The 22331-nt window shown below is 65.7% G+C and carries 29 protein-coding genes and 3 pseudogenes; 17 read left to right on the forward strand and 15 right to left on the reverse strand.

Annotated elements, in window-relative coordinates:
• Positions 1–75 precede the first annotated feature (75 nt).
• Positions 76–1065, forward strand: coding sequence for an ABC transporter substrate-binding protein (locus WS75_RS03515; RefSeq protein WP_059679290.1), 990 nt, complete (start codon positions 76–78; stop codon positions 1063–1065).
• 16 nt (positions 1066–1081) lie between these two features.
• Here the strand turns inward: WS75_RS03515 and WS75_RS35185 are convergent.
• Positions 1082–1153: pseudogene (locus WS75_RS35185) on the reverse strand (phage protein NinX family protein); the annotation flags it as partial.
• 264 nt (positions 1154–1417) lie between these two features.
• Between WS75_RS35185 and WS75_RS03525 the strand changes: the two are divergent.
• Both WS75_RS03525 and WS75_RS03530 read left to right on the forward strand, forming a co-directional pair.
• Positions 1418–1825 (forward strand): DUF427 domain-containing protein, encoded by a 408-nt coding sequence (locus WS75_RS03525; protein ID WP_059679183.1) that lies wholly within the window; start codon positions 1418–1420, stop codon positions 1823–1825.
• Between the two features lie 211 nt (positions 1826–2036).
• Complete coding sequence (locus WS75_RS03530) at positions 2037–3029, forward strand: sulfonate ABC transporter substrate-binding protein (protein WP_059679184.1); 993 nt, start codon at positions 2037–2039, stop codon at positions 3027–3029.
• A 12-nt stretch (positions 3030–3041) separates the two neighbouring features.
• Here WS75_RS03530 and WS75_RS03535 read toward each other — a convergent pair whose 3' ends face one another.
• From WS75_RS03535 to WS75_RS03555, 5 genes are all read right to left on the reverse strand, one after another.
• Positions 3042–3626, reverse strand: a complete 585-nt coding sequence (locus WS75_RS03535) for a putative glycolipid-binding domain-containing protein (protein WP_059679185.1) — start codon at positions 3624–3626, stop codon at positions 3042–3044.
• A 32-nt stretch (positions 3627–3658) separates the two neighbouring features.
• On the reverse strand, positions 3659–3967 hold the full coding sequence (locus WS75_RS33265; RefSeq protein WP_156429697.1) for a hypothetical protein: 309 nt from the start codon (positions 3965–3967) through the stop codon (positions 3659–3661).
• An 84-nt stretch (positions 3968–4051) separates the two neighbouring features.
• Entirely contained in the window at positions 4052–5209 is a 1158-nt protein-coding gene (locus tag WS75_RS03545) for an iron-containing alcohol dehydrogenase (RefSeq protein ID WP_059679187.1), read from the reverse strand.
• Positions 5206–5541: a putative quinol monooxygenase gene (locus WS75_RS03550; RefSeq protein ID WP_059679291.1), complete on the reverse strand. Its 336-nt coding sequence runs from the start codon at positions 5539–5541 to the stop codon at positions 5206–5208. Before WS75_RS03550 ends, WS75_RS03545 begins: the two co-directional genes overlap by 4 nt.
• 272 nt (positions 5542–5813) lie before the next feature.
• A complete protein-coding gene (locus WS75_RS03555; RefSeq protein WP_059679188.1) occupies positions 5814–6530 on the reverse strand; it encodes an SDR family oxidoreductase in 717 nt (238 codons plus the stop codon).
• A gap of 133 nt (positions 6531–6663) precedes the next feature.
• Here WS75_RS03555 and WS75_RS03560 point away from each other — a divergent pair, with 133 nt between their 5' ends.
• The gene (locus tag WS75_RS03560) at positions 6664–7641 is read left to right on the forward strand and encodes a LysR family transcriptional regulator (RefSeq protein WP_059679292.1); all 978 of its coding nucleotides are present in this window, start codon (positions 6664–6666) and stop codon (positions 7639–7641) included.
• Between the two features lie 31 nt (positions 7642–7672).
• Here WS75_RS03560 and WS75_RS03565 read toward each other — a convergent pair whose 3' ends face one another.
• The gene (locus WS75_RS03565; protein ID WP_059679189.1) at positions 7673–8410 is read right to left on the reverse strand and encodes an SDR family oxidoreductase; all 738 of its coding nucleotides are present in this window, start codon (positions 8408–8410) and stop codon (positions 7673–7675) included.
• Between the two features lie 103 nt (positions 8411–8513).
• On the opposite strand from WS75_RS03565, the gene WS75_RS03570 reads away from it, so the two are divergent.
• The 4 genes from WS75_RS03570 to WS75_RS03585 all read left to right on the forward strand — a co-directional run bounded on the left by WS75_RS03570 (position 8514) and on the right by WS75_RS03585 (position 11886).
• The gene (locus tag WS75_RS03570) at positions 8514–9446 is read left to right on the forward strand and encodes a LysR family transcriptional regulator (protein ID WP_059679190.1); all 933 of its coding nucleotides are present in this window, start codon (positions 8514–8516) and stop codon (positions 9444–9446) included.
• A gap of 141 nt (positions 9447–9587) precedes the next feature.
• Positions 9588–10976 carry a nucleobase:cation symporter-2 family protein gene (locus WS75_RS03575; protein WP_059679191.1) on the forward strand — a complete coding sequence of 463 codons (1389 nt, stop codon included), beginning with the start codon at positions 9588–9590 and terminating at the stop codon, positions 10974–10976.
• 98 nt (positions 10977–11074) lie between these two features.
• The gene (locus WS75_RS03580) at positions 11075–11497 is read left to right on the forward strand and encodes an NUDIX hydrolase (protein ID WP_059679192.1); all 423 of its coding nucleotides are present in this window, start codon (positions 11075–11077) and stop codon (positions 11495–11497) included.
• Between the two features lie 86 nt (positions 11498–11583).
• On the forward strand, positions 11584–11886 hold the full coding sequence (locus tag WS75_RS03585) for a hypothetical protein (protein ID WP_059679193.1): 303 nt from the start codon (positions 11584–11586) through the stop codon (positions 11884–11886).
• Between the two features lie 48 nt (positions 11887–11934).
• Here the strand turns inward: WS75_RS03585 and WS75_RS03590 are convergent, their stop codons facing one another.
• The gene (locus WS75_RS03590; protein WP_059679194.1) at positions 11935–12147 is read right to left on the reverse strand and encodes a hypothetical protein; all 213 of its coding nucleotides are present in this window, start codon (positions 12145–12147) and stop codon (positions 11935–11937) included.
• A 557-nt stretch (positions 12148–12704) separates the two neighbouring features.
• Between WS75_RS03590 and WS75_RS03595 the strand changes: the two genes are divergently transcribed.
• The gene (locus WS75_RS03595; RefSeq protein ID WP_059679293.1) at positions 12705–12902 is read left to right on the forward strand and encodes a hypothetical protein; all 198 of its coding nucleotides are present in this window, start codon (positions 12705–12707) and stop codon (positions 12900–12902) included.
• A gap of 62 nt (positions 12903–12964) precedes the next feature.
• The gene (locus tag WS75_RS03600; protein ID WP_059679195.1) at positions 12965–13237 is read left to right on the forward strand and encodes a hypothetical protein; all 273 of its coding nucleotides are present in this window, start codon (positions 12965–12967) and stop codon (positions 13235–13237) included.
• A 362-nt stretch (positions 13238–13599) separates the two neighbouring features.
• On the opposite strand, the gene WS75_RS34400 is transcribed toward WS75_RS03600, so the two are convergent.
• Positions 13600–13932, reverse strand: coding sequence for a hypothetical protein (locus WS75_RS34400; RefSeq protein WP_257129319.1), 333 nt, complete (start codon positions 13930–13932; stop codon positions 13600–13602).
• On the opposite strand from WS75_RS34400, the pseudogene WS75_RS03605 reads away from it, so the two are divergent.
• A pseudogene (locus tag WS75_RS03605) lies at positions 13888–14461 on the forward strand (Crp/Fnr family transcriptional regulator). The gene WS75_RS34400 and the pseudogene WS75_RS03605 sit on opposite strands and share 45 nt — an antisense overlap.
• 151 nt (positions 14462–14612) lie before the next feature.
• Here WS75_RS03605 and WS75_RS34865 read toward each other — a convergent pair.
• Positions 14613–14795, reverse strand: coding sequence for a hypothetical protein (locus WS75_RS34865; RefSeq protein WP_082729494.1), 183 nt, complete (start codon positions 14793–14795; stop codon positions 14613–14615).
• Between the two features lie 686 nt (positions 14796–15481).
• Between WS75_RS34865 and WS75_RS03610 the strand changes: the two genes are divergently transcribed.
• The 3 genes from WS75_RS03610 (at position 15482) to WS75_RS03615 (ending at position 18329) form a co-directional block, all read left to right on the forward strand.
• A complete protein-coding gene (locus tag WS75_RS03610) occupies positions 15482–16261 on the forward strand; it encodes a PRC-barrel domain-containing protein (protein ID WP_059679294.1) in 780 nt (259 codons plus the stop codon).
• 134 nt (positions 16262–16395) lie between these two features.
• Positions 16396–16548 (forward strand): hypothetical protein, encoded by a 153-nt coding sequence (locus WS75_RS34405; protein ID WP_179948866.1) that lies wholly within the window; start codon positions 16396–16398, stop codon positions 16546–16548.
• 491 nt (positions 16549–17039) lie between these two features.
• Complete coding sequence (locus WS75_RS03615; RefSeq protein WP_059679196.1) at positions 17040–18329, forward strand: cation:proton antiporter; 1290 nt, start codon at positions 17040–17042, stop codon at positions 18327–18329.
• 127 nt (positions 18330–18456) lie between these two features.
• Here the strand turns inward: WS75_RS03615 and WS75_RS31435 are convergent, their stop codons facing one another.
• Entirely contained in the window at positions 18457–18615 is a 159-nt protein-coding gene (locus tag WS75_RS31435; protein ID WP_082729482.1) for a DUF3309 family protein, read from the reverse strand.
• 466 nt (positions 18616–19081) lie between these two features.
• Entirely contained in the window at positions 19082–19228 is a 147-nt protein-coding gene (locus WS75_RS31440; protein ID WP_082146180.1) for a DUF3096 domain-containing protein, read from the reverse strand.
• Between the two features lie 589 nt (positions 19229–19817).
• On the opposite strand from WS75_RS31440, the gene WS75_RS03620 reads away from it, so the two are divergent.
• A complete protein-coding gene (locus WS75_RS03620; RefSeq protein WP_059679295.1) occupies positions 19818–19994 on the forward strand; it encodes a CsbD family protein in 177 nt (58 codons plus the stop codon).
• Positions 19995–20110: 116 nt separating this feature from the next.
• Here the strand turns inward: WS75_RS03620 and WS75_RS03625 are convergent, their stop codons facing one another.
• Together WS75_RS03625 and WS75_RS03630 are read right to left on the reverse strand one after the other, a co-directional pair.
• Positions 20111–20446 carry a hypothetical protein gene (locus WS75_RS03625; protein ID WP_082729495.1) on the reverse strand — a complete coding sequence of 112 codons (336 nt, stop codon included), beginning with the start codon at positions 20444–20446 and terminating at the stop codon, positions 20111–20113.
• A 70-nt stretch (positions 20447–20516) separates the two neighbouring features.
• Positions 20517–20711 (reverse strand): hypothetical protein, encoded by a 195-nt coding sequence (locus tag WS75_RS03630; protein ID WP_059679296.1) that lies wholly within the window; start codon positions 20709–20711, stop codon positions 20517–20519.
• 263 nt (positions 20712–20974) lie between these two features.
• Between WS75_RS03630 and WS75_RS03635 the strand changes: the two genes are divergently transcribed.
• A complete protein-coding gene (locus WS75_RS03635; RefSeq protein WP_059679198.1) occupies positions 20975–21247 on the forward strand; it encodes a hypothetical protein in 273 nt (90 codons plus the stop codon).
• Between the two features lie 67 nt (positions 21248–21314).
• A complete protein-coding gene (locus WS75_RS31450; RefSeq protein ID WP_082729483.1) occupies positions 21315–21494 on the forward strand; it encodes a hypothetical protein in 180 nt (59 codons plus the stop codon).
• On the opposite strand, the pseudogene WS75_RS03640 reads toward WS75_RS31450, so the two are convergent.
• Positions 21488–22252: pseudogene (locus WS75_RS03640) on the reverse strand (DesA family fatty acid desaturase); the annotation flags it as partial. The gene WS75_RS31450 and the pseudogene WS75_RS03640 sit on opposite strands and share 7 nt — an antisense overlap.
• Positions 22253–22331: the final 79 nt, after the last annotated feature.

A 22331-nucleotide genomic window follows, 5' to 3' on the forward strand; every position in this document is an offset into this window, starting at 1 on the left:
CCGGCGCGAAACCGATTCCGTAACCTGCCCGGCAGCCGCGCGGCGTGCGCGCGGATCACCGAGGACCCGCCGTCGATGACTTCTTCCCCCGCCCCGGCCCGCCGCCGCGCCCTGCTGCGCGTGGCCGCCCTCACCGCCGCACCGCTGCTCGGCACCGCCGCACTGCCCGTGCGCGCGGCCGGCCCCGATCTGTCGAACGTCACCCTGGTGCTCGGCGATCAGGCCGGCGGCCTGCGCGCGCTGGCCGACGCCTCTCGCGTGCTCGACGGCGTACCGTACCGGTTTCGCTGGGCGAATTTCCAGGGCGCGGCACCGTTGTTCGAAGCGCAGCGCGCGGGCGCGATCGATCTCGCGCCGGCCGGCGACCTGCCCGTCCTCACGGCCGCGCTCGGCGATCCGGCGTTGCGGATCGTCGCGACGCGCGTCGGCTCACCGGCGTCGCTCGGCATCGTCGTGCAGCCCGATTCGCCGGTGCGCACCGTCGCCGACCTGAAGGGGCGCACCGTCGTCGTGTCGTCGGCGCGCGGCAGCATCTCGCAATACCAGCTGTACGGCGCGCTGCGCGAACATGGCCTCGCACCGGGCGACGTCGACGTGCGCTTCGTGCTGCCGGTCGATGCGTTCGCCGCGTTCGAGGCGAAGCAGATCGGCATCTGGGCGACCTTCGATCCGTATTACGGGCACGTGGTGCGGCGCGGCGCGCGCATCGTGCGTGACGGCAGCGGGATCAATTCGGGGCTCGCGTTCCTCACGTCGCCGGTCGACACGCTCGACGATCGATCGAAGCGCGCGGCGCTGTCGGACGTGCTTGCGCGGCTGACTCGCGCCGGCCAGTGGGCCTTGTCGCACCCTGTCGATTACGCGGCCGTCTATGCGTCGCTCACGCGCCTGCCGCGCGATGCGGCCGCCGACATCGTGCGCCGGGCGGCGCTCGCGCAGCGCGGCGTCACCGGCGCGGATATCGACGTGCTGCAGCGTGTCGCCGACCGCGCAGCCGCGGATGCGATCCTGCCAAAGCGCGTCGACGTCGCGTCGATCGCGGTGCGCAACCTGTCGGCCGCATGACCGGCTTCACGCGCGCTCAACGCGGCTTCGACATGTCGAGATCCGGCACGTCGTCGCCGAACGTCGACGCGACCAGCGTGCGCATCGCGACGGACGCATCCCGCTGCCGCTGCATGAAAGTATCCGCGCGCGCGCCGAGGACATGCGGGCGAATTCCGGCTGCCATGCACCGCCGTTCCGCGTCATGCAGCGACGCCATTCGCGCACGGTCTTCCGGCCCCCTGCAGGTTCTCCGGAATTGGCGCATCGTATCGGTTCGTCAACGCCAGCACCGGCGCGCGGGGATTCGCCCGCGTGCGCGTTGCGGCGCGGCGTGCCCGTCGGCGCGCACCCCCTTCCTGGAGGACCCACGATGTCGAAAAGCCCCTATACGCCCTCTCGTCCGGTGAAGTCTCCGGGCCCCGATCACCCGATCACGATCGAACCGCATCCATCGCGCGTCGTGGTCAAGGTGGCCGGCAAGATCGTCGCCGATACGCGCCACGCGCTGGCGCTGCGCGAGGCCAGCTATCCGGTCGTGCTGTACGTTCCGCGCGAGGACGCCGACATGGCGCTGCTGCAACGCACCGACCATACGACGTACTGCCCGTACAAGGGCGATTGCGCGTATTACTCGATTCCCGTCGGCGGCGAACGCGCGACCAACGCGGTGTGGACGTACGAGCACCCGCACCCGGCCGTCGAATCGATTCGCGCGCACCTCGCGTTTTACCCTGATCGCGTCGACTCGATCGAGGAAAGCCCACTCGGCACCGATTGAATACGGCGGCGCCCTGCCGGCTCGTCGTTCACGTATCGTCCGGCCGCTGATTTGCATATGCGGATTCATTGGTTGGCCGCCGATTCGCGCGGCCGTATCGTCGTGCATCCGGCGCGGGCCGGCCGGCCGCGCGCAGCGTACGCACCCGGCTGCGCCCTGTGCCGGTCGCGCCGCAAGTGCGCTCCCATGAACCCGCCAGCAGGACGCCTCGATGAACGACACACCGCACGCAGATCTTGAAACGACCCCGGCAAATCCGCGACGCCGCCAGTGGCTGCACGGCGCGGCCGCCGGACTGGCCGGGCTCGCGCTCGGCCCGCTCGCGGGCACGCCTGCACTGGCGCAGGGCAGCGACAAGCGGCTGCGCATCGGTTTCCAGAAATACGGCAACTTCGTCGTGCTCAAGGCGCGCGGCACGCTCGAGAAGCGGCTCGCGAGCCAGGGCGTGACGGTCCAATGGCTTGAGTTCCCGGCCGGCCCGCAGTTGCTCGAGGGGCTGAACGCCGGCGCGATCGACGTCGGCACGGTCGGCGAGACGCCGCCGATCTTCGCGCAGGCCGCGGGCGTCGACTTCGTCTATCTCGGCAACGAACCGCCCGCGCCGCAAGGCGAGGCGATCGTCGTGCTGCCCGATTCGCCGATCCGAACCGTCGCGCAGCTGCGCGGCAAGAAGGTCGCGTTCAACAAGGGTTCGAACGTCCACTATCTGCTCGTGAAGGCGCTGGAGCATGCGGGCCTCACGTATGCCGACATCCAGCCGATCTATCTGACGCCCGCCGACGCGCGCGCCGCGTTCGTGCAGCGCAACGTCGACGCGTGGGTGATCTGGGATCCGTACCTGGCGGCCGCCGAACGGCAGCTCGGCGCACGCGTGGTCGCGAACGGCGACGGGCTCGTGCGCAACACGCAGTACTACCTCGCGGCGCGCAAGTATGCCGCCGCGCAGCCGCAGGTGCTGCGCACGCTGCTCGACGAAGTCGACGCGGTCGATCGCTGGGGACGCGACCACGTTCAGGAAGTCGCCGCGCAACTGTCGCCACTCGTCGGCCTCGACGCGCCGACGCTCGAAGTCGCGCTCAAGCGCACCGGCTATGGCGTGCAGCCCATCACCGATGCGACGCTCGCGTATCAGCAGAACATCGCAGACGCGTTCAGCGCACTGAAGCTGATTCCCGGCAAGGTGACGGTGGCCAACGCACGCTGACGCTGCGTCGCTTTAGGGCGAACACGTCGCGCCGGTTCGCCGCCACTCGTCGTAATCGGTAACGAGGCCCGCATCGTCGACCGCGATATCGGCCGCATACGTGCCGCTCTCGTAGCGGTAAACGTGCTCCGCCGTGCGCGCATAGCGCTGCTCGCCGCGCACGATTTCGAACGCGGGAAATCGCAGCCAGGCCGTGTGGATGACGGCCGACGCACCGACCGCCAGCCCGAGACGCCGGATCGGCAGCGTATTGGTCGACGGACTGAAGCCGAGATCGATGTCGGTCGCGCCCGCGAGGGCCGGCGCGTCGACGCCGTCGATCGTCCAGCGCCCCGCGTCGCGTTCGATTGCGAATCGCAGGGCCGGCGCTGCGCCGAGCCAGACCGTCACGTGCACCGATCGCGTCAGCCAGTCGGCGCCGCACGCGATCGTATAGTCGACGCGAAACGGCGTGCCGTCGATCGCGCCCGCCACCGCGCCCGACAGGTCGATGCCCGCGCGCGTCTCGACGAGCCGGCACCATTCGGCCGCGTGCCAGGTCTGCGTGACCTGCCACGCGACGCATCGCGTGCGCGGTGCTTCGTCACGTTGCGTCATGTCGCCTCCCGTCGATTGCATGAACCGGATTTTCACTCACGGTGTCGGTGATCTGATGCGCCTCTGGCGCGTGCCGACGAACCAATACCGAGTATCGGTTCGTCGCGCATCCGCTCGGCACAGTCGACCGCATGCTCGTGGCCGCCCACACTTGTCTTGACCGCTTCGGCCCGATCGAAACGAAGGCCGATCTGGTGAAGCACCCGTTCATCCGCGTCAAGGGCATCCTCGCGAAAGAGCAGTTGCCGCTGCAAAGCCAAGACAAGACGCGCGAATACGCTCGAATCAGCGCGGATCCAGACAGTGACGACGACGAGCCATTGGCGCCCGATGTTCGACACGATCCTGGCCGGCGGCGGCCTCGGCGTCGTGCAGGCACCGGCCCGCGTCAATGCGCGCGCGCACGGCAAGTCACGCGCGCCGCATCACCACGCCTGCCGATAGATCGCCAGCGCATCGGCTTCCGTGACTTCGCGCGGATTGTTCACGAGCAGGCGCGTCTGCAGCATCGCGTCCGACGCCATCCTCGGCAGGTCGCCCTCGCCGATGCCGACCTCGCGCAGCGTGCGCGGAATGCCCGTCGCGACGATCAGGCGATCGATCTCGTCGATCAGCGCCTGCGTCCTCGCTTCGTCGCTACCGCTCGCCGACGGCGCGACGATCGCCGTGAGCTCCGCATACAGCGGCGCGGCAGCCGGTGCGTTGAAGCGCAGCACATGCGGCAGCACGAGCGCGTTCGACAGCCCGTGCGGCACGTGGAAAATGCCGCCGACCGGATAGGCCAGCGCATGCACGGCCGCGACCGGCGCGTTCGCGAAAGCCTGGCCGGCGAACATCGCGCCGACCAGCATCGCTTCGCGCGCGTGCCGGTCGCGGCCGTCGTCACATGCCTTCAGCAGGTTGCGCGACAGCAGCGTCAATCCCTGCACGGCCAGCATGTCGGACACCGGATTCTTGAGCCTCGACGACGTATAGGCCTCGATCGCATGCACCATCGCGTCGATGCCCGTCGCGGCCGTTGCCGCGCGCGGCAGCCCGAGCGTCAGCTCGGCGTCGAGGATCGCGACGTCCGCGAACAAGTGCGGCGACACGACGCCCATCTTGCGCGCCTCGCCGACCGTGACGATCGACACGGCCGTCACTTCGGAGCCGGTGCCGGCCGTCGTCGGCATCTGAACGAGCGGCAGCCGAGACGTTGCCACCTTGTCGACGCCGTACATGTCGGCCAGCGCCTGCCGCCCCGGCGCGAGCACCGCGATCAGCTTCGCGACGTCCATCGACGAACCGCCGCCGAGGCCGAGCACGATTTCCGCATCGGCCGCCACCGCCCGCGCGGTCGCCTCGAGCACGACGTGCTCGGGCGGATCGGCGATCACGTCGTCGATCACGGTCACCTGCCAGCCGTGCGCGGCGAGGCTCTCCAGCGCGGGCGCAAGCACGCCGCTGCGATGCAGGAACGCGTCCGTGACGACGCATAGCCGCGCGAGCGCCGGAAAGCGTTCGCGCAACAGCGGGCCGAGCCGGCGCGCGGCGCCGAATTCGACGATTTGCGTCGGAACGGTACGGAATTGAAACGGGTTCATCGGGCGTCTCCCGGTGGCGTCGCCGTGCCGGTGTCCGGCTGCACCATGTAGCGCGTCACGTCGCGACGATCGAGCAACGGAAAGATCGCGCCGACACCGATCCGCTGGAAATGCGGCGTTTCCCGATGGACGTCGAGGCCGTCGGCATCGCGGTAGCGCTCGAGGATCACGATGTGGTCGGGATCGACCGGCGACCGGAAGTACGCATAGTCGAGGTTTTTCGGCTCGGTGCGCGTGGCTGGCGCGAGCTCGGCCAGCAGTTCGATCACGCGGTCGCCGTTGCCGGGTTTCGCGAAGTAATGCGCGATGACCTGCAGGTAAGGTTCGTTCATGCTGCGCTCCGTATTCGCCAGCGGCCCGTCATGACGGGTCGCCATTCCACAATGCGAGGTTGATCGTCGAAGGTGGCGGTCGGCGGCCCGACACGATGGATGCCGACGCCCAGACGTCGCATTGTATTGAATCGGCGCCGTGCGCGCAGCGCATCGTCATGCACGCGACGGCAGCGCTTCGCGCGATCGGTTCGCGGCAGGTCCGTCGCATGCCGGCGCGATGCCCTGGCCGGCCGGCTTTGCGCGCGTCACGCACGCCGCTGCTCCGGCCGCTACCACGGCACGGTGCGCCCCTGGTAATCGAGGTATTCGAGCCCCGCGCGCCGTTGTTTCTCGATCAGTACGTTCACGAGGCTCGGCACGCTTTCGTCGATCGTCAATCGCGCATCGGGCCCGCCGAGTTCCGTGCGGACCCAGCCCGGCGCCATCAGCACCATCGCGCGCGGCGTGCCGGCCTGGCGCGCCGCGAAACTGCGCATGAACTGGTTCAGCGCGGCCTTGCTGCCGCGGTAGACCTCGCGCATTCCGCTCACGTTGTTCGCGACACTTCCCTGCCCCGACGACATCGCGCCGATCAGGCCGTCCGCGGTCACGAGATCCTGCAGCGCCTCGATCACGCGCATCGGCGCCAGCGCATTCGTGATCATCACGCGCACGAATTCGTCGGTCGTGACTTCGCCGATCGTTTCGTTCGGATCGTTGGTCGTGCCGGCGTTCACGAACAGCATGTCGAAGCGCCGGCCCGACAAGCGCACGCGCAGCGCGGCCAGTTGTTCCGGCTCGCAGATGTCGAGCGTCTCGACCTCGAGCCTTCCGTCGAAGCGTTCGGCGAGCGCGTGCAGCTGCGTGCGCCCCGATGCCGCGCGCACGGTTCCGATAACGTGCCAGCCCTTGTTCAGGAACTGTTCCGCCATCGCGAGCCCGAGGCCGCGCGAGGCCGCGACGAGCAGGATCGAGGGCGCCCTTTGGTTCGATACGGTCGATTGCATGGATTTCACCTTTGCCGGCGTTCGTCATCCGGCCACTATAGGCGCGCACCATCACATGCACCAGACGCACCGAACACAATCCATAGTTGCATCGAACGCCCTGTCATGGCGTGCGATGCCGTATGCTGTCCGGATGGAAGACATCGACCTGAACCTCGTCACCGCGCTCGACGTGCTGCTGACCGAAGGGAGCGTGACCGGCGCCGCGCGCCGGCTCGGACTGAGCACCTCCGCGATGAGCCGCACGCTCACGCGGCTGCGCACCGCCACGGGCGACCCGCTGCTCGTGCGCGCCGGACGCCGGCTCGTGCCGACGCCGCACGCATCGGCGTTGCGCGATCGCGTGCATGCCATCGCGAGCGATGCCCGTGCCGTGCTTCGTCCGGCCACGGCCGATCCCGACATGGCCACGCTGTCGTCCACGTTCACCATCCGTGCGGCGGCGTCGTTCATGGACATGCTGGCCGGCCCGGTGGTCGCCGCGATCGGCGAAATCGCACCCGGTGTGCGCGTGCGTTTCGTCGCCAGGCTCGACCGCGATCCGGGGCCGCTGCGCGACGGCAGGGTCGACCTGGAAATCGGCAAGCGCGGCGACGACGCGCCCGAACTGCACACGCGCGAGCTCTTTCACGACGGACACGTCGCGGTGGCACGCGCCGGGCATCCGCTGTTCGCGGCGGCCAGGATCACGCCTGCGCGCTACGCGGCCTGCCGTCATGTGATCGCGTCGCAGCTCGGCGACTTCGGCGGGCCGGCGAACGGTCCGGCAGACACGCTCGCGCCCGCCCACATCGTTCAGGTCGTGGTGCCCGGCTATCCCGATGCGATGCGCGTCGCGGCCGGCACCGACCTGATTGCGCTCGTGCCGCGCTCGAGCCTCGGCAACGCATTCACGCCGGGGCTCGTGGACGCGCTCGGGCTGCGCAGCTTCGCGATACCGGTCCGGCTGCCCGAGATCCTGATCTCCGCGCTCTGGCATCCGCGGATGCAGCACGACCCCGTGCATCGCCGCCTGCGCGATGTCGTCATCGACGTGTGCAAACGCGCGTATCCGGCGGCCCGCGCACCGCGCGCACGGGCGCGCGGCACGAAAACCGGCGCCGCCGACTGAAGCATCACGATCCGCACGCAACACCCGCGCCTCACACCAGCCGGCCGCCCCCGTCGATGTGCAGAATCTCGGCATTCATGAAGCGGTTGCCCAGCAGGAACGCGATCGCTTCCCCGACTTCATCGGCGCGACCGACGCGGCCGCCCGGCAACGACGACGCGGCCCCGCCGAGGATCGCGTCGCGCGCTTGCGGGCCGAATGCGTCGTACAGCGGCGTGTCGACGAAACCGGGCGCGACGACGTTCACGCGAATCGGCCTGAGCTCCAGCGCAAGCGACTGGGCCAGCGCCTCGACGCCGCGCACGGCGGCCGCGATGACCGACGTGCCTTGCCCGGACGGACGGTCCGCCAGCTGTCCGCCGGTGAGCACGATCGAGCCGGTCTCGGCCATCAGCGGCAACGCGGCGCGGATCGCATAGACCGGCCCGGCGATACGCTCCTGCAGCGCGGCGAGCAGGTGGTCCGGATCGGCGTCGGCCAGCTTGCCCGCGATGAATCGTCCGGCCGTGACGACCAGATGATCGACGCGCGTCATCGGTTCGAAGACGCGCTGCACGGCAGCCCGGTCCGCGATGTCCGCGACCGCGACACGCGCACCGCCGATCGCCTGCGCGGCGGCCGCGAGCGTCGCACCGGTGCGGCCGACCAGCGTGACGGCCGCCCCTCGCGCCTTCACGGCTGCGGCGGCCGCGAGGCCGACTCCGGAACTCGCACCGAATACCACCACGTGCGCGCCGTCCAGCGCCGCAGATTGCATTGCCTCGTTCATGTCGACTCCTCGTCGGGGATTGAAGATTCCCGGACGTTAGGTCATGCTCCGGCGAGGCAGAACAGGACGAATTCGAATAGGGCTCATGCCCGGGAGGAATAAGGTGGACTCGCTGCGTTCCATGCGTCTGTTCGTGCGCGCCGTCGAACTGGGCAATTTCTCGGCGGTCGCCCGCGAGGAAGGCACCGGCCAGCCGACGATCAGCAAGGTCATCGCCGCGTTCGAGAAAGCGCTCGGCGTGCGCCTGCTCGATCGATCGACGACGAGCGTCGCACCGACCGACGAAGGTCGGCGCTTCTATGAGCGCTGCAAGCGCGTGATCGACGAATACACGAGCGCAGTCGCCGACGTGCGCGGACAGACGCTGCGGCCGGTCGGCAAACTGGTCGTCAATGCGCCGATGGGGCTCGGCGAACTGCGCCTGAATGCACTCGTGCTCGAATTCCTCGCGGCGTATCCGGAGATCGAGATCGAGCTGCATCTGACCGATCGCGTGATCGACCTGGTCGAGGAAGGCGTCGATGTCGCGATCCGCCTCGGCCATGCGCTGCCGCCGGACGCGATCGCGCGCTGCATCGCGACCTCGCCGCGCCTGCTGGTGGCGGCGCCGCGCTATGTCGCGCAGGCATCCAGGATCCGCCGCCCCGAAGATCTCGCCAACCACGACCATGTCGGCTACGCGCGCGCCGGCATCGGCACGGAGCTGGCATTCGAAAGAGGCACGGAGGCCGTCAGCGTGCCCGTGCGCAGCCGGTATCGCGTCAACAGTTCGCTCGCCTTGCGCGAATGCTTCCTCGCGGGCCACGCGGTGGGCAGCGCGCCCGCGTGGCTCGTTCAGGATTTGATCGACGACGGACAGCTCGTCCGGCTGCTGCCGAAGTGGGAGATGGCCGTGCCGCACGCGCTGCATCTCGTCTATGCGTCGCGTCGGTATCTGCCGCTGCGGACCCGCACGTTCCTGGCGTTCATGACGGAGCGGATTCCCGCGTTGCCCGGCTTCCGGGCAACGGAGCGCCCGCCGGGCCGCACGCGCTGACAAACCGGGGCAGTGCCGCGCACTCGACGACACGGATCCGGCACCGCTTTTCCGAATCCCGACCATTGCATCGCGCCGGGGGGCGCCGGCCGGCCCTTCGGCTAAAATGCCGCACTTTCCATCCTGTCCGGCCCGCTCGCCATGCAACCCGCCTCCCCCGCCCGATCTGCCTCCCACGGCACCGACGACGCCGATTCGTCGCACGACCTCGTCTATGGCCCCAATGACCGGCCCGCGCCGATGGTCGCCTTCGTCGCCGCGCTCCAGCACCTGCTGGCGATCATCGTCCCGATCGTCACGCCCGGCCTGCTGATCTGCCAGGCGCTCGGCGTATCGAGCCGCGATACGACCCTGATCGTGTCGATGTCGCTGGTGATTTCCGGTATCGCGACCTTCGTGCAGTGCAAGCGCTTTGGTCCGCTCGGCGCCGGCCTCCTGATCGTGCAGGGCACCAGCTTCAACTTCGTCGGCCCGCTGATCGCCGGCGGCAGCGTGATGGTCAAGCAGGGCACGCCGGTCGAGACCGTGATGGCCGCGATCTTCGGCGTCGTGATCGCCGGTTCGTTCGTCGAGATGGGCGTGTCGCGCATCCTGCCGTTCGTCAAGCGCCTGATCACGCCGCTCGTCACCGGCATCGTCGTGTTGCTGATCGGACTCACGCTGATCAAGGTCGGCCTGATCAGCATGGGCGGCGGCTACGGCGCGATGGCCAACGGCACGTTCGCGAGCGCCCAGAACCTGACGCTGTCGTGCCTCGTGCTCGGCACGATCATCCTGCTGAACCGCGTGCCGATCGTGTGGGTGCGCAGCACCGCGCTTGTGATCGCGCTCGTGATCGGCTATGCCGCGGCCGCGGTGCTGGGCCGCCTCGACTTCACCGGCGTGCGTCAGGCCGCGCTGTTCCAGGTGCCGACGCCGCTGCACTTCGGCATCGGTTTCTCGTGGTCGCTGTTCGTGCCGATGCTGATCATCTACCTCGTCACGTCGCTCGAGGCGATCGGCGACGTCACCGCCACGAGCAAGATCTCGAAGGAGCCGGTCGAGGGGCCGGTGTGGATGCAGCGGATCAAGGGCGGCGTGCTCGTGAACGGCGCGAACTCGCTGCTGGCCGGCGTGTTCAACACGTTCCCGAGCTCCGTGTTCGCGCAGAACAACGGCGTGATCCAGATTACCGGCGTGGCGAGCCGCTACGTCGGCATCTGGATCGCGGGCATGCTCGTGGTGCTCGGCCTGTTCCCAGTCGTCGCGGGCGCGCTGCAGGCCGTACCCGAGCCCGTGCTCGGCGGTGCGGCGATGGTGATGTTCGGCGCGGTGGCCGCATCGGGCATCAACATCCTGTCCGGCATCCAGCTCGATCGCCGCGCGCTGCTCATCATCGCGGTGTCGCTCGCGCTCGGCCTCGGCGTATCGCAAGTGCCGGATATCCTGAACAGCCTGCCGCATGCACTGAAGAACGTGCTGGAATCGGGCGTCGCGACGGGCGGCATCTGCGCGCTCGTGATGAACTGGTTCTTGCCCGAACAGAAGTAACGCGACGGATTCCATCGCAACGCGGCCCGACCGACGGGCCGCGTCGCGCTCGGCGGCTCCGGCTTGGACGGGCGCCCGACTCTCGCTAGAATCGGGTCATGCCTCAAGCTCTCGTCCCCACGAATACGCCGGAAGCCAGTGCGGTTCCCGTCAAGGAACGCGCGACCATCGTCTGCTACCGCGAAGAACAGGTCTTGCTCGTTGCGCGCGTATCGTCGCGCTGGGCGTTGCCCGGCGGCACGATCAAGCGCAGCGAAACGCCGCTCGAGGCTGCACATCGGGAATTGCTGGAAGAAACCGGCATCATCGGCCAGAACCTCGTCTATTCGATGCAGTTCACCGGGCTCGCGAAGGTGCACCACGTGTTCTTCGCGGAAGTCGGCCCGGAGCATACGCCCCAGGCAGGCAACGAGATCGAGAAGTGCAAGTGGTTTCGTGTCGACAACGTCGATGCGCTGCGCGCGAGCATCCCGACGAAGCGCATCGTCGAGCTCGTCTACCGGCACGAAATCCTCAAGTAGGTAGACGCCCCACCCCCACCGGCGCGCACGAGCCGATATCATGCGCCCACGGTCCGTCGTCGCGTTCCCTTCCGAGCGAGCTGCAGATGAACAGTGCGTACACCTACCGCGGATACACCATCGATGTCCGCTGCGAATTCCGGCTCGACGAACCGCGCGACCACGCGCCGCCACCCGCCACGCTTCGGTTCGGATTCGTGGCGGTCGTGCAGGTTCGCGCGGCCGGCTGCGCGCCGCGCCTGCTGGCGCCGGTCCGGCTCGGCGACGATGGCGGCCGCCTGTTCGGCGACACCCTCAACGCGTTGCGCGCGGGCCGGGCGGCCGGCGAAATCATCGTCGACGACCTGCTGGTCGATTCCGGCTCCGCAGACGGGCGCGCGCATTCCTGAGCCGGCGGGCGGCCTGGAGCGTTCGGCGCGGAGACGGTGCCCCGACGCTCAGTTCAGGCGCTTTCGTCGTAGTTCGTGCGTGGAATAGACGACGAGGAAGATCCCCAGCATTGCGATGCCGGATGCCATGAAGTCGTTTGCGGTTCCCATGCTGTTCAGCGATTCCGGGAAAATGCCGAGACTCAGTCCCGCGGCAGCCAGGAGTACGCCTGCCGCTACACCCCACACAGGTCCGGCGGTCTTTTCGATTGTGTTTTTCATACAGCATCCGTCTACAGTCGTTACCTGAACGGTGGCGGCGCATGGCGCACGCGACTGCCGTTCGTGCTTCGACTATAGCGGCGAAATAATCGGGGCGGATTCAGTGCTTTCACCGATCAAGTTTTCGCCGATCGCGAAATGGGCCGTGTTCCCGGACAGGATTCATTCGCCGCGAACCGCATTACCTGCCCTTGCATCGCGAATACCGATCAAGAAGCGTCAATCCTTCCGCTCCGACGGAGAACTCACCGCTGCATCGCATCGGCCATCGTCTACCGCTGCATGAATGTCCGCATCAGCCGGCGCTGGCGTGTAAACCTGCCGGTGTGATTCACCAAGCACGGCGAGTGCCGTTTCAACATGTTGGCGGCCTCCCCACGGATGGCAATCGCGAATGACGTACAGGTCGTGACGACACATCGCTTCGACGCCCACATTTGTTCATGTGCATACCGCATCCCCGGTGGGTCAATTCAGCGTGGACATCAACAGCGTCGCCGATTTAGGTGGCGCCGGACGGCGTAGCGTGTATGCTGAAAGCTCATCAGGAGCACTTCATGACTCCCCACGATGTGATCGCTGTTTTCGAACAACTGAACGCCGAAGGAAGAGCGATGGTCGACATGGACCACGCCTGCGCAGGCTTTGCTGGTTGGCTGGCCGGGGCATGGAACACATTGGGCGAGGACGACATCGCCCTGCTGACGTCTATCGGTGCGACGCTGTATCGAGAAGGGTACGCGCGGCGATACTAGGCGAGCTCAAGGGCCAGACCTGAAAGTTCGCCCGGCAAGGGCAAAGGGCGTATAAGGATCGTATGGCCGCCCCTCCCATCACTGCCGAATCAATTCTTGCTCTATTCCAGCTAGTTGCAGGGCATGAAGAGTGCCGAACGTCCGGCGAGCCGGGAACGATGACGGCGCTGCTTGCTCTTGCCGAGCAACTGGCCACCAATCACCAGACGATGTCGGAGGCGAGTTGGGATGAGGCCGTTCGTGTCGGCGGTTTGCTGCTGCGCGCGGAGATGATGAACAACGATGCTGACATGGTCGCGCTCAAGCTTCTAAGTCGGCTGCGGCGCCGGAAATGAAGCGCCCCGCTTGCGGGCATTCCGTCAATCGGAGGTCGCTCGCCGTCGCCTCATCATTCGGGAAGTGACCACGCGTCCTGATGATCTTGCGCAGTTGCATCGTCAGACTTTCAATGCCATTCGTAACCGGCATGATATAGCCGGTGCCTCGCGTTCCCTCCGCCTTCGCGCGCCTCGATTAGATCCACCGCCTCGACCTCCCTCCCCACCTCAACGCTGAATACCGACGCCCCCGAGTCATCGTCGCGCATCTTCCGCGATCGACGCTGCGCACGCATCGCGACCACGATTTCCCGCAAATCGCGCAGTGGAATATCGGTTCCGTATCGAGCGCGCCCACGTTGATGCGACATGTGCCGACACTATAATTCTTGAAGGTAGATTCGCATTCGAACGGTCATTCCGAACTCATCGAAAAAGGACGCATTGTCGCCACCACCCTGTCCGGTCGTCGGATCGGTAAAGTATGATGATTGCCCGTCCCGCCCATTCCCGCTGCGCCCATATCGGCCGGATGCTCCATCGTCAGCCGCGCGCGAGCGCAGGAGCCACGCATGCAGGACAACCCGCCCATTACCGAAAATCAACTGCTTGCCGCGCTGCCAGACGATGAACGCGCTCACCTCGCCGCTCACCTGACCCTTGTCGACATGCCGTTGGGAAACGTGCTGTACGAATCGGGTGGCCAGCTTCATCACGTCTATTTTCCGACCACGTCGATCGTTTCCCTGCTGTATGTGATGGAGGACGGCTCTTCCGCTGAAATCGCGATCGTCGGCCACGAGGGCATGATCGGCGTGTCGCTGTTCATGGGCGGCGAAACGACGCCGAGCCGCGCCGTAGTACAAAGCGCGGGGCAATGCGATGCAACGCCTGTTGTTGCGCTATACCCAGGCGCTCATCACGCAGATGGCCCAGACCGCGGTGTGCAACCGGCATCACTCGATCGATCAGCAACTGTGCCGCTGGCTGCTGCTCAGTCTCGACCGCCTGCCTTCGAACCAGCTGCGCATGACGCAGGAGCTGATCGCCAACATGCTGGGCGTGCGCAGGTCGGGCGTAACGGAAGCGGCATTGAAGCTGCAAGACGCAGGCCTCATCCGCTACAACTACGGCCATATCGAAGTGCTGGACCGCCCCGGACTCGAAAAGCGCGTGTGCGAATGCTATGGGGTGGTCAAACGCGAATTCGATCGCCTGCTTCCCGATCTGAAGCGACTCTAGCCGCTACTGCACCGCAGATTTCCGTGACGCTCCCGAAGGCGCGAAACCGGAGGATCGACACCGTCGCGCGCTCGACGAGACGGATCAGCTACCTTCAGGCTGCCCAGTATTCCGGTCATGCAACGCGCCGACCCGCGCCGAGCAACCTGCGCTAACGGTGCTTGATGTGGGGCGACTTCCGGTGATGCTTTCGATGGGCCGGTCGGGAAATCATCCTGGTGACACCGCCGATCGACGGCGGATCACTGGCGGGGAAAGTCCCCTCGACCGCTTCGTCGACATTGCGTTCGCTCTTGCCGCCGTTCGTATGCTGCTCTCGATACCTGCTGCGCATATCCACCTCCGTGGAGCTGAGTGCCGGACGAGGCTGGCCCGGATTCGACGGGCTGCGTGCTGGCGCACGCCAGCGTGGAATGCCGCCGGTCACAATGCCAGCATAGGCCCGAACTGAATATTCCGCCGGGCACGCGCATGTTTCGCCGAAACACACCGGACACCGCGGCACGAACACGCTCGCGGCTTCGCATTGCCATCGCATCGACCGGGACCTCGACTCCGCCGGGCCGCGCTGACAAACACGCATGCTGGTCCGCGCACGCTCGGGGGCCGCTCCGGTTCCACTCATCACGCGCACCGATAAACCGTCGGCATCGGACAGACTGAGACTGCGCGTCGCGCGTAGAGCTATGCCACCTGACCGAATTCGCCGCTGACCCAACGAGGCCCGGCGGCTTATCAACGTGTCAACTCAAACTTCTTCGCTATCCTCATGATAGCGTCCGGTTGGATGTCGCGACATGCCTGTAGATTGGCCGCCCGATTGCCCCCGCTCGCACTTTGTACGGTTTCGTACCGCATCGGCCATTCGTCGCGTGTAGCGTTTCAGATATGCCGGCCATCCGAGGGGACGCGCTCGGCAAGAAACGCTCCGCATCAGCGGACGAACGGCTGGATGCCACCGCATGGCAGGCATGTCAGCAGGATTACCGAGGCGCCGAGCATCGCTCTGGCGAGGACATCATGTTGCGAAGCATCCGAAAGTTGCACGGAGACACAGTTCGAGCGAAGAACGGCGATATCGGGCACATCCGCGAGGCGTACTTCGACGATGACAACTGGTGCATCCGTTACCTCGTCGTCGAGACGGGCGACTGGCTACACGACAGGCAGGTGCTGATCTCGCCGTATTCCGTCACACATGCCGAATTCCGCACACTATATGTCAGCCTGACGCAACAGCAAGTGAGAGATAGCCCGAATCTGGACACGCACAAGCCGGTATCCCGCCAGCACGAAATCGAGATCCTGCGTTACTACAACTACCCGACTTACTGGGGCGGCCCGAACCTTTGGGGAATGGGCGCGTACCCGGCTTTCGATCCCGCCGGGCCGTTGCAGGATCCTGAAGCGGGCGATCCGCTTTTCTCGGGCACCGCGCCGCCCAGCGCACCGGCGGATACGCATTTGCATAGCACCGGCGAGGTCGATAGATATCGGCTCGAAGCCGCGGACGGACATATCGGCCACGTGTCGGACTTCATTTACGACGAGGAAGCGTGGGTGATCCGCTACCTGGCGATCGACACGTCGAGCTGGTGGTCGACCGGCAAGGAGGTGCTGATCGCGACCCACTGGCTCGACCACGTGGACTGGTCAACGGAAACGGTATCGACCACGCTCACGCGCGACGCAATCCGCCGGAGCCCTCTATACGACGATTCACAGCTCGTTCATCGAAGCTACGAAATCGAGCTGCATGAGTTCTACGGTAAGCATGGCTACTGGAACGCAGACCGATAACGCAGACCTTCGCGAGGGGCGGCCGACGCAACCCGATCCCATGCGGGATATGGCGTGACCGGACGCCAGGGAGAACCTGTATGAGCTCAACCTGTTTCCCGACAACCGAAGATTCGCTACTCGATGCGCTCTGCATGGCTACGCTGCGCATCCTGTCGATCGATGCGGTGCAGAAAGCGGCGAGCTGCCATCCGGAACGCGGCCGCACGCGCCGGGTGTCGAAAAGGCGATCGGTCCGCTCGGCCAGCCTCACTGTCGGCGAGGACGCCGCGACGCCGTGTTCCTGAATCGATTCCAGCCGTATTCGCCAGAAGGCCCAAGGAGACGGCTCACCGAGCGTGACGCGTGCGATGAGTCGTTCAAGTGAACGTAGCGCGCCCTCGATTGCGGTACGGGCCCGGGCCACGCTCCGGTTGTCGTGAGGATCGGCGAACGGTCCATGACGATGCACGGCACCGCTTTGCCCGCTACCATACATCGCGTATGCATCGCGTGCCAGCCGCTTTGGCCGCGCCTTCCCGGACGCATTCGCCGCGGCCACGCGTCATTTCGATCGCGACGGTTGCGCCCGGTTCTTTGTCCGCCATCGGACAGACGCCAGATCGGCTCGCTGCGAAGGTGGTACGACCGGCGCGATAGTGTGCGACGAACGCGTGGCATCGACGTCCGGTCCAGTGTGTGCCGTCCCGAGCGTGCCGCGTGCAGTTGCCACGGCGCCGCATAGCGACCCGGGCTCGCCGCGCGGCGAACGCGACGTTATCCATGCAGGACATTCAAAGTGACCGAAACGATTGGATGCCTCATCTTCGGGGCCCTGCTGATTTTCATGGGACTCATCGGATCGTCGCTCAAGCGCCTGCCGCTGAGCGCGGCCATGGTGTATCTCGGGATCGGCGTTCTGATCGGACCGGCCGGCACCGGCGTCCTGTCGCTGACATTGCCGGACGACGTCACGCATTTGCGCATCGCTGCCGAAATCGGCCTGCTGATCTCGCTGTTCGCGATCGGCCTCAGGCTGCGTGTCCCGCCCGCCGATCGCCGCTGGATGCTGCCGCTGCGGCTTGGCGTCGTCGCGATGATCTTCACCGTCACGGCGATCGCCGCGCTCGGCATGCTGGCGCTGCATTTGAGTCTCGGCGTCGCGGTACTGCTGGGCGCGATGATCGCGCCGACGGATCCCGTGCTCGCTCATGACGTCGGCGTGCGCGACGCGGGTGACGTCGAACTGGTGCGTTTTTCGTTGTCCGGAGAAGGCGGGATCAACGACGGCACGGCCTACCCGTGCGCGGTGCTCGGCCTGCTTTTGTGCGGTTCCGGCACGACATCGGAGCTTCACTGGAGCATGGTCGGCGCCGTTGCATGGGGCATCGCCTCCGGGGTGGGCGCCGGCTGGATGCTCGGCTTCGCCACTGCCCGGCTCGTCGCATTCCTGCGCAGCCGGCACGGGCAGGCACTCGGCCTCGAAGGGTTCTTCGCGCTGGGCCTGATCATGCTGTCGTATGGCGTGGCGCTCGCCATTCATGGCTACGGGTTCCTGGCCGTGTTCGCCGCGGGCGTCGCGATGCGGCGCGTCGAGCATCGCACGAGCGGCCGGAAGACGTCGAAAGAGACGGTCGGCGTCGTGGACAGCGAGGATGTCGAGGCCACCGCCACCGATCCCGACAAAGCCCATGCGTTCGTCGCGGAATCTGTCATGGGATTCACGTCCGAACTGGAACACATCGCCGAAGCCGTGCTGATCCTGCTGATCGGTGCGCTTGTCTCCCGCTATTGGGCCGACATGCTCTCCTGGACGAGCGTGGCCGTGGTCGCGGCACTGCTGTTCGTCATCCGGCCGGCCACCACCCAGCTCGCGCTGATCGGCTCCCGTGCGTCGCGCCACCAGCGCCGGTTGATCAGCTGGTTCGGCATTCGCGGCGTGGGTTCGCTGTATTACCTGATGCTGGCCCTCGAGCAAGGGCCGCGCACGGAATTGTTGCCGCTGGTGCCGTGGGTACTGGCCATCGTCGCCGTGTCGATCGTGCTGCACGGCATTTCAGCCGCGCCGCTCATGCGCCGCTTTGCGTGAGATCCCGCGCGTGCGCAGTGGCGCAATGCGTGCGGGAGTCGAACGGTGCGGCGCGGCGCCACACCCGACACTCGAGGTGCCGGGCTGCCGTCTTTCCATGACCCTGCAGCGTCAATGATGTCCCGCGTCACAGTCTGCCCAGCAGCATCATGATGAGTAACACGATCAACACCAAGCCCAGCAATCCGCTTGGACCATAACCCCAGCCATTGCTGTAGCGCCAGGTCGGGATCGCCCCAACCATCAGCAGCACGACAACGATCAGTAGAAGAAGTCCCAGTGACATGTCGTCTCTCCTCGATCAATCCGGCTGGTCATGTCGCGATGCGTGCGCACCGACGGCCCGGCCGAATGCATTCGAACCGATGTTGCCGTCTTGACGTCGATACGCTTACATGCGCTCCCGCGTCGGCGCGCGCATCCGCCGTTCGTCGCCTGTCGCGTCGATATTGGCGGTGCTGCATTTCGATTGAGGCGCACCCCGGGCGTCAATCGTCCTGCTTCTTGATGCAGGACTCATGCTCGATGCACCCGGTTCGGGACGTGCATCGACGCTTTCGATATCACGGTAGATGGACGCGGGCGTGGAGTCTGTCCGGCAGCGTACCGGAGGACGCGCGCGCGTCATCGCGAACGTCGCGGCACATCGTTCTTCCGTCGACGCCGTGCGGACCTGTCAACGGCAACGGGTCGACGATCGCGGGTGCCGCCCGCGAGTTTCGTCGTCTGCTTTTTCTGGGTTGGGGCCCGGTTCAGTGGATGTGTCCGCCGAACAGCCCGAGCAACCCGATGACGATCAGGTAGATCGCAACGATATAGTTCAACAGACGGGGCACTACAAGAATCAGTATGCCTGCAATCAGCGAAACCAGTGGGCCCGCAGTCGTGAGGATGTGCATACTCCCTCCGCAAGATTGAAAACAACACATGAATTTGAAGCCACCCTGCCTCCGCCGCTCGTTACAGCGACTTGGGCCGGGTGACATGCGAGCCTTTGGCGGTCGTGTAAGGACGCGCAAGGGTCGAGTCGACGCCTGCGTCGATGATGTGGCGTGTGTCGATCTGGCCACCGGCGTCGGATGTAACGGTCGTCGTGCATCCCGGTACCACGAAACCGATAGCAAGGAGCGATCCCGGCGTACTCAATGGAAATGTTCGTCGCTGCGCGGTTCGCCCCAAGGGGTTCGAGGATGTCCCTGATACTACACACAGACGAATACGAATGCGGTACGAAAGCGTACCAAGAATGAAAAACCAGACAACCGGCACACCCTTTCTTCGCGGCAATTGCCACGATCGCCGCACGCGTGCATTCGACGGTGCGCCTGCGCCGATTCACGTACGGCATCGTACCGACTTCCTTCACGACGACGCGCAGCATGTGTTCTGGCCTCCTGATTGTTTCACGCTAAAGCGCCCGATCCGACGCTTCGACGGTTCAGGGTTTCGCACCGGTAAAACAGGCGACCAATGTCAAGGAGCAGCGTGATGAACAGGGATCAGATGAGAGGTCGCATCGCGGAAGCGAAAGGCAGACTCAAGGCAATGGTCGGAAAGGTCATGGGAAATCGATCGACCATAATGCAGGGCAAGGTCGAGCAGGTCATCGGAAAGACGCAAGCGTCATTCGGTGACGCGAAAGAGCAGTTCAAGAAGCGGCCGTAGGGTGTTCGCGCGAACGGTTCTGTAGCGCCGCGCGATCGGGCAACGTGATGCGGATTCACCGGATGTTGACGGCGCGTGCCGGCAACATCCGGCGATACCCGTTTCCCGACTGACCATCACAATGCCGCAATGCGTCGAGGGCGGCCGCTATGCGCGGCGGCAAGTGGTTTGTGCTGCTCGTCTCCCACGCCGGGAAAGAACGCGTCCCACGCATCGCGGACACCTTTCGCAGCGGTCGCATCCGCGGCAATCGTCTCCTGGTCGCCCGACTTGGCCGGATCGGAGCACAAGCCTCGCCAGCGTGTAAAGGTGAGCACCGGCTTTTCGGTCCATTCGCCGTCGCCGAACTTCGCAAACGCCGCGTCGCCGCTCACCAGTCGCACCTCATACCATCCGTCGCGAACAGGTGCGTATCGGTTCAGCGTAAACCATCGTGTAGTTTGGCTTTTCATCATTGCCTCATGGGTCCATGGATCGTTGTACAGGACAAAACCCCGCTCCCGCCCGGTCAACGCATGCGCGCTAATCCGCACACCGATTCAGCCACAGCCGGCCTGCGGCCGTCATGTTGATCGAGCCGCCGGTGCGCGACTCGTATGCAAGCCCGTGGGTCAGCAGTTCATCGGCTATGGCGCGTGGAATATCGGCCTGGGAATCGGGAACCCGATCAAGCGATTTGAGGGTCTCCACGACCTCGGGTGAAAGTGGGATGCACATGGCGGCCTCCTCGGTGTTGAGTTCATCGTGAACCGGACGACACGCGTTGGTCTGTACGGTATCGACTATTTGGAAGCGGATTCTTCCGCAACTGCACCGCAACCCGGTGATTGACCCGCATTGAAAATATGATTCGGCATCCGATATTGTTATTGCGAAACCACCGTCAAGCGCGCACACTGAAGATACCTGCCGGTTTGTTGTCAAGGCATCGGCGCCCTTGAATCCTTCGGCGCCAACGGTTGCTCTGTCAGGAGCAAATCATGACCATCCCCACTCTCGAATATCGCGGACGTGAACTCCGCGTCTATTCACAAATGCTTTTCCCGCCGTTCGGCGACCCCCACGCCCCCGGCCCGAAGCGTTTCGCTTCAATCGTGCGCATCGCCACGATTCCGGCGACCTCAGCAACGGCACCGCGTTACTCGACCATTTTCGAGCACGGCGCTCCGCAAACGGCGGCGCTCTCACTCGAACCGGCGATGCAATTCGGCAAGGACATCGTGGACGGCAAGATCGCCCCTGCGGCGATCTGATCCGACCGCCGCAACCGGCTCGACGCGGCGTCTCGCGACGCGAGCACACCTCACTCAGGAGCAGTCCATGAAATATCACACAGGCGCCTCGATCGATCGGCGCGATGACGCGACCCGGCAAAAGCAGCGGGATGATCTGGCCCGTGCCGACGTCGAACGCGCCGAAAAGCGCATCCGCCAGGATGCCGGCATCAATTCCAATGCGAGCAAGTGGCGTTATTCGCGTCCAGACAATCGGGCGAGATGAGCGGCGCTTGCGACGCGCCGAACGGTCGCCAGTCTGAACGCCGCCAGCAGGCGGATGTACAGCCAGCCGATGTCGAACTCGAACCATCGGTTCGACAGCCTGGCGGACGTCACGTATGCGTGGTGATTGTTATGCTGTTCTTCCCCGCCGATCAGGATGCCCAGCGGGAAAAGGTTGGTGCTCGCATCGGGCGTCGCAAAATTCCGGTAACCGCTGAAGTGGCCGCAACCGTTGATCACGCCGCCGGCCCAGAACGGAATCCACATCATCTGGATCGCCCATGCCGCCACGCCAGGGAGCCCGAACAGCCCGACGTCGATCACGGCGAGCAGACCGACGCCGAGATTCGGATAGCGGGCATAGACGTGGCGTTCGAGCCAGTCGTCCGGCGTACCCGATCCATACCGGAGCAGCGTTTCCTCGTTCCACACTTCCTCCCGGTACAGTTCCGCGCCGCGAAGCAGCACGGTCGCGAGGCCACGGGTTCGCGGGCTATGCGGATCCTCCGGGGTCTCGCTCCTCGCGTGATGCTTGCGATGCACCGCGACCCACTGCATGGTCAGCATGCCGGTCGTCAACCACAGCCGAACCGGAAGAAGTGGCTCGCGCACGGGCGCAGATCCAGCGCCCGATGCGCCTGACAGCGGTGCAGTTACACGGTCACGCTGATGATGGTGACATGCGTGAGCGCGAACACGCCCCCCCGCAAGCTGCCACCAGGACAGCCTCAGTTCACCGTTCAGGAGAAGTGCCGACATACCGGTCGCACTCCGGGTCACGCACGTATCCGCGCGCGCTTCGCCGTGACGGCGAGTGCGCGTGCCGATTCCCTACTCT

The sequence above is a fragment of the Burkholderia sp. FL-7-2-10-S1-D7 genome (assembly GCF_001524185.1).
GTDB lineage: Bacteria > Pseudomonadota > Gammaproteobacteria > Burkholderiales > Burkholderiaceae > Burkholderia > Burkholderia diffusa.

What these genes read in the sequence shown, in the direction of transcription:
- WS75_RS03515 (WP_059679290.1), top strand. Translation starts at nt 76, where the DNA reads ATGACTTCTTCCCCCGCCCCGGCCCGCCGCCGCGCCCTGCTGCGCGTG.
- WS75_RS03525 (WP_059679183.1), top strand. Translation starts at nt 1,418, where the DNA reads ATGTCGAAAAGCCCCTATACGCCCTCTCGTCCGGTGAAGTCTCCGGGC.
- WS75_RS03530 (WP_059679184.1), top strand. Translation starts at nt 2,037, where the DNA reads ATGAACGACACACCGCACGCAGATCTTGAAACGACCCCGGCAAATCCG.
- WS75_RS03535 (WP_059679185.1), bottom strand. Translation starts at nt 3,626, where the DNA reads ATGACGCAACGTGACGAAGCACCGCGCACGCGATGCGTCGCGTGGCAG.
- WS75_RS03545 (WP_059679187.1), bottom strand. Translation starts at nt 5,209, where the DNA reads ATGAACCCGTTTCAATTCCGTACCGTTCCGACGCAAATCGTCGAATTC.
- WS75_RS03550 (WP_059679291.1), bottom strand. Translation starts at nt 5,541, where the DNA reads ATGAACGAACCTTACCTGCAGGTCATCGCGCATTACTTCGCGAAACCC.
- WS75_RS03555 (WP_059679188.1), bottom strand. Translation starts at nt 6,530, where the DNA reads ATGCAATCGACCGTATCGAACCAAAGGGCGCCCTCGATCCTGCTCGTC.
- WS75_RS03560 (WP_059679292.1), top strand. Translation starts at nt 6,664, where the DNA reads ATGGAAGACATCGACCTGAACCTCGTCACCGCGCTCGACGTGCTGCTG.
- WS75_RS03565 (WP_059679189.1), bottom strand. Translation starts at nt 8,410, where the DNA reads ATGAACGAGGCAATGCAATCTGCGGCGCTGGACGGCGCGCACGTGGTG.
- WS75_RS03575 (WP_059679191.1), top strand. Translation starts at nt 9,588, where the DNA reads ATGCAACCCGCCTCCCCCGCCCGATCTGCCTCCCACGGCACCGACGAC.
- WS75_RS03580 (WP_059679192.1), top strand. Translation starts at nt 11,075, where the DNA reads ATGCCTCAAGCTCTCGTCCCCACGAATACGCCGGAAGCCAGTGCGGTT.
- WS75_RS03585 (WP_059679193.1), top strand. Translation starts at nt 11,584, where the DNA reads ATGAACAGTGCGTACACCTACCGCGGATACACCATCGATGTCCGCTGC.
- WS75_RS03590 (WP_059679194.1), bottom strand. Translation starts at nt 12,147, where the DNA reads ATGAAAAACACAATCGAAAAGACCGCCGGACCTGTGTGGGGTGTAGCG.
- WS75_RS03595 (WP_059679293.1), top strand. Translation starts at nt 12,705, where the DNA reads ATGACTCCCCACGATGTGATCGCTGTTTTCGAACAACTGAACGCCGAA.
- WS75_RS03600 (WP_059679195.1), top strand. Translation starts at nt 12,965, where the DNA reads ATGGCCGCCCCTCCCATCACTGCCGAATCAATTCTTGCTCTATTCCAG.
- WS75_RS34400 (WP_257129319.1), bottom strand. Translation starts at nt 13,932, where the DNA reads ATGAAGCTGGCCACCCGATTCGTACAGCACGTTTCCCAACGGCATGTC.
- WS75_RS34865 (WP_082729494.1), bottom strand. Translation starts at nt 14,795, where the DNA reads ATGCGCAGCAGGTATCGAGAGCAGCATACGAACGGCGGCAAGAGCGAA.
- WS75_RS03610 (WP_059679294.1), top strand. Translation starts at nt 15,482, where the DNA reads ATGTTGCGAAGCATCCGAAAGTTGCACGGAGACACAGTTCGAGCGAAG.
- WS75_RS34405 (WP_179948866.1), top strand. Translation starts at nt 16,396, where the DNA reads ATGGCTACGCTGCGCATCCTGTCGATCGATGCGGTGCAGAAAGCGGCG.
- WS75_RS31435 (WP_082729482.1), bottom strand. Translation starts at nt 18,615, where the DNA reads ATGTCACTGGGACTTCTTCTACTGATCGTTGTCGTGCTGCTGATGGTT.
- WS75_RS31440 (WP_082146180.1), bottom strand. Translation starts at nt 19,228, where the DNA reads ATGCACATCCTCACGACTGCGGGCCCACTGGTTTCGCTGATTGCAGGC.
- WS75_RS03620 (WP_059679295.1), top strand. Translation starts at nt 19,818, where the DNA reads ATGAACAGGGATCAGATGAGAGGTCGCATCGCGGAAGCGAAAGGCAGA.
- WS75_RS03625 (WP_082729495.1), bottom strand. Translation starts at nt 20,446, where the DNA reads ATGAAAAGCCAAACTACACGATGGTTTACGCTGAACCGATACGCACCT.
- WS75_RS03630 (WP_059679296.1), bottom strand. Translation starts at nt 20,711, where the DNA reads ATGTGCATCCCACTTTCACCCGAGGTCGTGGAGACCCTCAAATCGCTT.
- WS75_RS03635 (WP_059679198.1), top strand. Translation starts at nt 20,975, where the DNA reads ATGACCATCCCCACTCTCGAATATCGCGGACGTGAACTCCGCGTCTAT.
- WS75_RS31450 (WP_082729483.1), top strand. Translation starts at nt 21,315, where the DNA reads ATGAAATATCACACAGGCGCCTCGATCGATCGGCGCGATGACGCGACC.